We start from the raw sequence: 7,870 nt of genomic DNA, 5'->3' as shown, positions 1-7,870 counted from the left end.
TGCTTAAACTCTTCCGGACTGATAGAAGTGGTCCAACGATTAGCATCCAACAGTTCGATATCATTCTTATAGTCGATTACCTGTTCCGGGAATGCTTCCCACTGAACAAGGTCTACTAAATGGGTCGTTACGTCGACGATACCCTCGCCCTGCTGGGTCACATCGAAAAACCATGCCGGACGTTTTAACGGATTTCCAGACACGACTTTAAAAAAATGATGTACACTTTCTTTTACAATAGCTGGATCAGCTAACGAACCTTTCAACTGTTCTCCATAAACAGCCGGAATCAAAGATAGCTCGCGCTGCAACATAGTTGTTATTTCATTGCGTTCCGTCATAATATCATACAACAAGACACCTTTCTGTCCGGCAATGTCGAAACACTCTTTCAACAAACTGAAGTTCTCACTGTTTATTGCCATCGGTTTATCAGCCAAGACATGAATCCCTGCCATCAAAGTTTGCTTTATATACTCGGTTTTCTTCCTGTTATTACCAGCAGTCACCATCACATTTCCCTTTTTCTCCACAAGCATTCTTTCCAGAAAATCCGGACCTTTATAAACAACTTCCTGCCATTTCGTTGGAGAATCAGTACGAGTGTTATATCCCTCTATTTTTTTTAAATGCTCTTTCACATCATCCCCATCAGGAGCATATACATAGATTTTATCCGACACTTGATCATACGAATCTTTCTGAACCAAAGCTGCATGAAAATGCCCCGGATCCAATGTTATAAGTTTGACTTCTCCCGGAGCTCCGGTAAAAACATCCGATTCCGCTTTTTTTGTAAAACAAGAAGACATCAATAAAAGTGATGCCAATGTAAAAATCAAATACTTTTTCATTTTCTTACACTACCAATCTTAATTATCACCAGAACATTCCAGTAAACAACGTTCAATCCCTGTTTGTAAACCATCTATTTCAGCAAGCCCCTTCAATCGTCCTACCAAGGGATATCCAGGGTTAGAAATACGATGATAATCATCCAACATTCGCAATCCATGATCTGGACGAAAAGGAAGTCTCGTATCTGTACGCCCTGCTTTTCTCCTCCGGATCTGCTCTTCCAACAATAATTTCACAATGGCAAACATATCTACGCTACCACATAAATGGCCTGATTCATAGAAACCACAGTTCGGCAGAAAAGCCGTATTCCGCAAATGTACAAAATGAATGCGGGGAGCAAACTCTTTCACCATCGATATAAGATCATTATCAGGCCGAGCCGATAGTGATCCTGTACAAAAAGTCAAACCATTTGCCGTTGAATCATTCTGCTCCAATATCCACCGGATATCCTCTATCGTACCAGCAATACGTGGTAATCCCAGCAAAGGGAAAGGCGGATCATCCGGATGAATACAGAGATTTATTCCAACTTCTTCCGCGACCGGAACCACATCGTCCAAAAACAGGACAAGATTACGGCGTAACTGTTCTTTCTCTATCCGATCATAAGTTTTCAAATAATCAAGGAACTGTTTCTTATAATCTTCCCCTTCCCCCACTACACCATGAATGAACGCCTGCGTCACAATAATAATATTATGAGCCAGCTCTTCCTGCTGTTCCGAGGATAGTCCGGCAATTATCCCGGCAGCTTTTTCCTGAATATCCTTAGGATAACTTTCACGCGCCCCCTCCCGTTTGAGAATATAAATATCGAAAGCGGCAAAAGTCGGATAATCGAACAGCATGGATTCAGCTCCATTCGCGTTTTTATAACGCAAATCCGTCCGTGCCCAATCCAGCACAGGCATAAAATTATAGCATACGGTGTCTATACCGCAGGTTCCCAAGTTGCGCAAAGACTGCCGGTAATTTTCAATCAGGCGGGAACGGTCGGCAGAACAAATTTTGATTCCTTCAGAGACAGGGAGACTCTCCACTACACTCCACCTCATGCCATGATTTTCGATCTCCTGCTTAACGGCCAAGATCTCCTCTACCGGCCAAACTTCGCCAGCCGGAATATGATGGAGGGACGTAACGACTCCCTCCACTCCCATCTGCTTTAAATCGGCAAGTCCGACAGAATCTTTCTTGCCGAACCACCTCCATGTTTTTTCCAATGCCATACGCTATACACCACTAAATGAACTAAATCCACCATCTACTGGAATAATCGCTCCTGTTATAAAACTGGCATGTTCTGAGCAGAGAAAATGGACAAGTCCGTTCAACTCTTTAATATTGCCAAAACGTTTCATAGGCGTACGGGCTAATATTTTCCGGCTCCGATCCGTATAAGAGCCATCCGGATTGATTAACACCCCACGATTCTGATCACCAATAAAAAAGCCTGGTGCCAATGCGTTCACACGGATTTTCTCACTAAATTTCAACGCCATCTCCATCGCTAACCATTGAGTAAAGATACTTACGCCACTTTTGGCAACCGAATAACCAGGAACCCGCGTAATAGCCGAATAAGTAGCCATTGACGAAACGTTGATGATACAGCCTTCTCCTTTTTCCGCCATAATCTTTCCAAACACAAGGCAAGGATAGACAGTTCCATTCATATTCAGATCCGTTACCCGATTAAAATCTTCTACTTTCATATCAAACACCGTTTGATCTTCACGCAAGGTTGCTCCCGGTAAATTACCTCCCGCTGCATTTATTAAAATGTCTACACGACCCCACTCTTTAAACACTTTTTCCCGTGCAGCCTCAAGACTATGTATATCCAATACATTACATTGAATGCCAAGAACCTCTCCCTGTTGTGTCAACTCTTTTATACGATTACCAAGTTGCTCTTCGCGAATATCCAAAATAGCAACTTTCACTCCATTCTCTACCAGACTGCGGGAAATACTCCCCCCCAATACACCTCCACCACCAGTTACAACAGCAACTTTTCCTTTCAAATTTATATCCATCGGTTTATTCTTTTTTATATTGTTCGAACAATTGAACTATACCAGCTTGTTTGGAGTCTCCCGCATGCACCAGCACTCGGTATCGCAAGTTAATTTTCTCTCCTTTTCTCAGGTCTGTCGTTTCCCTGTTTTCCGGCCAATACATAGGTGTCGGCGATATAAAACCATAATCACGCGTAAACCAGGGAGACGGATACCATTTATTTGAAGGATGCTGCATGATAGTAATCCCTTCTATTCCGGTTTTTCTTTTGCCATAACAATCAATCCAAGAAGAAGCAACACCAAACGTTCCTTTTTCCCCTTCTTTACCTTCAGAATTGATCATCACGCCACCCTGTTTAACTGTTAAATCCGGATCAATACGGGCACTAAACAAGGAATGATTAGTTTTCAAGATCGTAACATCCATTAACATTTCCATTTCGATATCAAAATCCAGCTGATACAAATTTGGGGATGGAGACGAAATCGTTATTTTACGGCGATCGATAATTGGAGCCTGCGCATCCGGCCGTTTCCAAATGCATTCGTCCTCAATTACCACCCGTTCGCCTTTTGCCTCTACAATACGGGCACCAACCGAAACAATCTGTCCACGTTCAAGCCCCTCCTGCCAGTAGTTACCACCATTCACCCGATCGCAACCGAAAAACAGAGAACTATGGTGAGGAAACTCTCCATTACGCATCGAAGTAGTCGAGGCTCCGGAAACAGGACCGTTAACCGGGAAAAAGAACGGATATTTCTCATCCGGCTGAAAATGATAGCTGGTGAAAAACTGGTTACCAACCACAACATCGATCCGGTTTCCGACCTTTGTTGCGGAAACAACTTGTACTTGAGCCACCATAATTCCAGCCAAAAGCAAGGCAGCTATTGTTAATATTATCTTTTTCATCTTTCTATTGTTTTATTGTTACTTTTGGAGGGTATGCAAAATCGTTCCACAAACGATCCGCTCGTTCACGTGTCATCTCACCATCATAAGAAAAGATACGATAACACAACTTATAATGTTCACCAGGCATCAGTTTCCAGTCTTTATTTTTCGTCGGGGCGAAATTCACAAACGCATCCCCCCGACCACCATTGGCATTCTCATCCCAGATACGAAGCGGTTCCGGTGCATTATAATTCTCCGGATGTCCTAAAAACAGCATACCCGAACGTCCTCGATTGCCACATTGTCCTGTGACATAAATCCAGCGAGCAGTAGTTCCATCTATTCTCTGGCGCGTTTTTCCTTCCGATGTAAACATCTCGCTATTTTCTTTAGTCCACTCTTCCGTTGCACGCCATCCGAAACCGGCATAACGATAAGCTTTTATCAACACCGGTAAATCCGTCGACGGATGTAAACCAGACTCAAAATCCCACAAGAAACCATCTGCCACATTCCAAGCTTTTATATTCCAAGACTCATCCATAATCACTTTCTCACCCGAAGGGGTAAAGATATAATGATCCAGCATGGCCTTATATCCGGCACAAACATCTCCCTGATAAGTACACTCAATATCACGTGCCCGTACCGTGCCTTGTTTGTCCCCCAGGTTCCAGAGATCATATATTTTTCCGTCATACTCAATACGCGTCCAAGGATTCCAGATTCCATAATGATGGTAATGATCTTTTGGCTGTATGGCAGTCAGAACATTCCCGGAAGGGGAATAGGCCGGATGGATAAACCCGCTACGCTGATAAGCCAGATCTATTCCTGCCGGAGGAAATGTAACCGCATAATTATACTGAAGAACTTCATTACCATTCTTTTTCAACACTAAAGCAGTCCCTGTATCAGACACTTTCATTGTCCCAGTTTCCTGATGTACCTTAATCCGTTTAGCGATAAACTCGCGTGAAGTACCTGCCGGAGTAACACCATCCAAAATCCAATACAATACAGGCTTTTTTTCTTCCCATATCAATTGGCATTTCACCGGCTTCTTTTTCTTGTCTATTTTCTCAAACAAAGCAACACTGAACACTTCTCGTGTACCCAACACTGAAATGTCTGCAGAAATGACGCAATCCTTTCTTTCAAAATTACCGGCTTCCACGACTATCTTAACTGTTTCTGCCGCCCATAAAGGCAAAGAAAAAAGCCAACAACAAATAATTAATATAAACTGCTTCATAACTATCAGAAATTATACGGTGGACGATGGGGACGAGCAATCATAGAATTCGCTTCGTCATCATCTTTAAATCGCTCCAGAATCGGGTCCCAATAAAGTTTTCTGTTGAGTTTCATGGCTATATGTTGCAATAAGCAAGCCGAGCAGGAACGATGTGCTACTTCAGCCGGTGTAATATTCTGCTTACGAGTCCGTACACTCTCAAGCCAGTTCCCATGATGGTCTGTGCTTCTATACAAATGAACTTCGTTTTCACCAATCACAGATGTCAATATCTTCGGATCAGAAGCCTGTAATGCTTTTGAACTTCCTGCTGTCGTCGGGTCATTTGCCGAAGCCTGATAAGCTCCTCGACTTACAAATATCCATCCTTCGGTTCCGGTAAACAAAACCCCGTTCGGTTTCTCATTCGTATTAGTGATTCCACGGACTATCACCCCATTATCATAAAGCATCTCCGTCTCGAAATCATCCCCATGAACATCCCACAAGCCTCCGGACGCAAACGTTGCACGCCCAAATATTTCTATCGGACCGGAATACTCCTTATCCATCGCCCAATGAGCAATATCAAAATGATGCGCTCCCCATCCTGTGATCATACCGGCCCCAAACTGCTCGCAGCGCAACCATCCTGGACGCCCATACCCTCGTTGGGGATGTACACGATCAACCGTATATGGGACATAAGGCGTCTGTCCAAGCCACATATCATAATTAAAACTTTTCGGGATAGGCATTTCCTCCGGATTTCCACCTGACGGATCACCCGGTAAACGGACTTCTATCTCTTTCAATTGCCCGATACGCCCATTTCTCACCAATTCGCAGGCAACCCGGAATTGCTCCATTGAACGTTGCTGGCTTCCAATCTGTAGGATGCGCCCGGTCGCATTTACAGCATCACTCATTTTACGTCCTTCTTCGATCGTTAAAGAAGTCGGTTTCTGCAAATAAACATCTTTTCCAGCCCGAACAGCATCAATTGCGATTTTGGCATGCCAATGGTCCGGGGTACTGATCAGAACTGCATCAATATCTTTATTCGCCAACAAATCTTGATAATTTTCATATGTAGTCACACCTGTATAGGGCTTTCCTAATTTTTTGGAATAGTATCCTTCTACCAACTTTTTCGCATCTGCCACCCGATTTGCATCAAGATCGGCAGCAGCAATAATCCGGACATCATCATATTTCCAAACTCCTGGCATATCATGATCCCGTGAAATACGCCCAGTCCCAATAGCTCCGATATTAATCCGATTGGATGGTGCATTAGGCCCAAAAACAGAGGCCGGGACAATAGTCGGAGCGATAAACATACCAACTCCCGCAGTCAATGATCTTTTTAGAAACTCTCTTCGTGTTGTAGTCATCGTATCAGAATTTAAAATGTTATTACTTAGTTGCTATATACAAAAGTACAAAGAGTTTACCTACCGGATATAACCTATTTTTGCAAATAATGACACTATCTTGGACCGAAACAAAAAACTTTACAGCCCCCGATTCACAAAAATTATACATACATTTGCAAATAACAAGAAGAGAGTCTGAAATGGAAAATAGAATAATGCATGAGCAACTCACGATTTATTCCGGAGCGCCTATTATTGCACGGAAATATGATTATGAGAAATTTACATTTCCCTGGCATGTACATAATGAATTCGAAATCATTTATGTAGAAGAAGGTTCAGGGAAACGGTTTGTTGCTGATAACATGGAAGAATTTCAAGCTCATGACCTTACTCTAATCGGTAGTGGAATTCCCCATTATATGAAGAGTACACCGGAGTATGAAAAGGGCGATAATAAATTGCGGGTCAGAGGCACAATCATCCAATTCGAAGAAGCCTTTATGGCTCATGCTATTAATAATTACGCCGACCTGTCTCACATCAAAAATTTATTGGAAGACGCAAAGCGTGGAATTCACTTCCCTTATCCACAAAATCAGGAGATTATCCGAAGTATTATACAATTGCCCGAATCTAACGGAATCATACGAATTATCAACTTACTACACTTATTGGACCAAATGGCAAAATTTCCAGACAAACGCTCTCTGGGAAGTTTGCAATTCTGCCAAACCCTATCACCGGCGATGGACCCGCGCATGAAAAAGGTACTCTCATTTCTAATGAACCACTATAAGGAAGATATAGACCTTAACGAAGTATCTTCACTCATTGCCATGAACAACTCTGCCTTTTGCCGTTACTTCAAGGATAAATCAGGAAAGACTTTTACAGAATATGTGCTGGGGTTACGTACCGGATACGCATGTAAACTACTGATCGAAAACAAAATGGATATCTTCCAGATCTGTCTCGAATGCGGCTTTAACACCATTACACATTTTAACCGGATCTTCAAACGCAACACAGGCTTTACTCCTACCGAATACCGGAAACAATTTCTTAAATAAAAACCGGTCTAAAAGAATAACTCTTACAGACCGGTTCACTATTCTTATAAAGAAATCGTTTACTTCATTTTCGCTTTTGCCATATCCAAAGCAGAAGTCGTTGTGTAATACTTAGCCAGCATATTCGGAACTTCCCATTCCGGCAATTTGCCATCCTTCAGATATTGAAGGAAATGCTCTGTTACCTGCCCGAAGTGAGCTTCATGACCGACACGGTATTTTGCAGGAATCTCGATCTGCCATACACTGTCGTTGATCTTATTCAAGGCTACACCCGGATATTTGGCTGAAACCTTTTCCATTGAAGTAGTAAGGTCCTTTTCATAGGCAGCCAGATCGACACCCTTAACTGCTTCTACAAACAATTCAGGTTGATAGTTTTGCTCTTTACC

8 protein-coding genes are annotated in these 7,870 nt (G+C 42.6%); 1 reads left to right on the top strand and 7 read right to left on the bottom strand.

The genetic code is table 11. The features are described 5' to 3' along the window. The 6 genes from DWU89_RS20000 to DWU89_RS19975 all read right to left on the bottom strand — a co-directional run. The coding region (locus tag DWU89_RS20000; protein ID WP_316250684.1) for a putative oxidoreductase C-terminal domain-containing protein at positions 1–854 on the bottom strand (854 nt) is incomplete at its 3' end. 18 nt (positions 855–872) lie between these two features. Continuing rightward, positions 873–2,093 (bottom strand): mannonate dehydratase, encoded by a 1,221-nt coding sequence (gene uxuA / locus DWU89_RS19995; protein WP_115501390.1) that lies wholly within the window; start codon positions 2,091–2,093, stop codon positions 873–875. 3 nt (positions 2,094–2,096) lie between these two features. After that, positions 2,097–2,903, bottom strand: coding sequence for an SDR family oxidoreductase (locus DWU89_RS19990; RefSeq protein ID WP_115501389.1), 807 nt, complete (start codon positions 2,901–2,903; stop codon positions 2,097–2,099). Positions 2,904–2,907: 4 nt separating this feature from the next. Beyond that, positions 2,908–3,804, bottom strand: a complete 897-nt coding sequence (locus DWU89_RS19985) for a DUF6807 domain-containing protein (protein ID WP_115501388.1) — start codon at positions 3,802–3,804, stop codon at positions 2,908–2,910. A 4-nt stretch (positions 3,805–3,808) separates the two neighbouring features. After that, the gene (locus DWU89_RS19980) at positions 3,809–5,044 is read right to left on the bottom strand and encodes a DUF6807 domain-containing protein (RefSeq protein ID WP_115501387.1); all 1,236 of its coding nucleotides are present in this window, start codon (positions 5,042–5,044) and stop codon (positions 3,809–3,811) included. 5 nt (positions 5,045–5,049) lie between these two features. Next, positions 5,050–6,423, bottom strand: a complete 1,374-nt coding sequence (locus DWU89_RS19975) for a Gfo/Idh/MocA family protein (protein ID WP_115501386.1) — start codon at positions 6,421–6,423, stop codon at positions 5,050–5,052. 182 nt (positions 6,424–6,605) lie between these two features. Between DWU89_RS19975 and DWU89_RS19970 the strand changes: the two genes are divergently transcribed. Then, positions 6,606–7,478 carry an AraC family transcriptional regulator gene (locus DWU89_RS19970; protein ID WP_158543415.1) on the top strand — a complete coding sequence of 291 codons (873 nt, stop codon included), beginning with the start codon at positions 6,606–6,608 and terminating at the stop codon, positions 7,476–7,478. Positions 7,479–7,537: 59 nt separating this feature from the next. Here the strand turns inward: DWU89_RS19970 and DWU89_RS19965 are convergent. Next, a partial coding sequence (locus DWU89_RS19965) for a putative oxidoreductase C-terminal domain-containing protein (protein WP_316250683.1) occupies positions 7,538–7,870 on the bottom strand: 333 nt, incomplete at its 5' end.

It is taken from the genome of Parabacteroides acidifaciens (assembly GCF_003363715.1).
Classification (GTDB): Bacteria; Bacteroidota; Bacteroidia; order Bacteroidales; family Tannerellaceae; genus Parabacteroides; species Parabacteroides acidifaciens.
This window is presented reverse-complemented; position numbering and strand designations above follow the sequence as displayed.